At 43.6% G+C, this 1223-nt stretch carries 1 protein-coding gene and 1 pseudogene; one reads left to right on the top strand and one right to left on the bottom strand.

Annotated elements, in window-relative coordinates; genetic code table 11:
• Nucleotides 1-89, top strand: a pseudogene (locus tag A3762_RS26235) (iron-sulfur cluster insertion protein ErpA); the annotation flags it as partial.
• On the opposite strand, the gene A3762_RS25295 reads toward A3762_RS26235, so the two are convergent.
• Nucleotides 82-1223 (bottom strand): GNAT family N-acetyltransferase (locus A3762_RS25295; RefSeq protein WP_156493755.1); only part of this gene is annotated, 1142 nt, incomplete at its 5' end. The pseudogene A3762_RS26235 and the gene A3762_RS25295 overlap by 8 nt on opposite strands.

Here is a 1223-nt window from a genome sequence, read left to right as displayed (position 1 = left end):
ACAGCGAAGGTCTGAAAGGTTCTCAGTTTGTCGTCAGTAACCCGAATGCCACAACGACCTGTGGGTGCGGGTCTAGCTTCACTATATAGTCAATTCTGCGAGAAGCGTTTTGCTCGCTTCTCGCAAATATGCCAGCCATTCTTTCTTACTCAGTTTTTTCCCATCAACTTTAAATATTTCCATCGCATAGTTTTGTAGCATAACTGCGATTAAAACGTTTGCTTGCTCGGTATTGATAACGCGTTTCGTTGCACAATAAAGTGTAAGCGCGCGAATATCTGGCCAGCTATCCCAAAGGCTTGTTTGTCCTGCGGAAAATTTGTTGAGACGTGCAATTTGTTGCTCGCTGAGAGCCTCTCCAACATTTAATGATCTGCCTACATCCAATAGAATCGTATTAACAAGCGCAGGGCTCAATTTCTGAAAATAGATTGGTAAGCCGATAACAAAGTGATCGATAAAGCGCTGTTTGCTTGATGATAAGAGTGTTTTTGCTTTTGAAGATATTGGGTTAAGCATCATCATGGACGGCAGCCCACTAGAAGCATCAGCTTGATAGCTTAATCGTGTACTTTCAAAATCGGCTCGTGCCCAAAAGTTAAAGAGCTTAGCTTCGAGACCATAGCTCACGCTGCATGCATCTAAATTCTGAACCTTGGCGGATGCAAGGAGCTCTTGTATCAGCTCTGATCCTATTTGACTTGATTGGCGAGCGGGGTGCACAACAATACGTAAAATACGTTGGCACTTGAGGTCTAACCATTCTGCCTGAGAGTAGAAACTCGCAAATGCCTGTAGGCTAAGATGTCCTTTTAATCTGCGTTTGCCGTTGATGATGTCTTGTTTTAACTGCGCGTCTTGTGCCGATAAATCTTCTTCAACGCTCGCTAAAACACCAACGATATGTTCTCCCTCGAACATCACACCGATACGTATGTCTTCGTTGTCAATGAGCTGGCTTAAATCAGAAGGGCGGCTTTGATAATGAGCGAGAACTAAGAGAGCAAAGACTTGTTCAAGAAGGCTTTGGTCTTCAAGTAATTCTTTTTTATTGATCCACTCAAAATGGCGTGCTTGAGGCTTTGTTGTATCGACTTCTGTTAAGTGTGCCTGTAAAACGAAGCTCTCATTGATGACTCGTTCTAGTGGGTCGCCGCTTGCCCAGCGTATAGGCTGATCTAGCGAGTAAAAGCTAGCTTGTTTATGTTCTGCCTTAAATATTG

It is taken from the genome of Oleiphilus sp. HI0125, assembly GCF_001635355.1.
The sequence above is the reverse complement of the archived record's forward strand: the minus strand, read 5'-3'. Positions and strand labels throughout refer to the sequence as shown.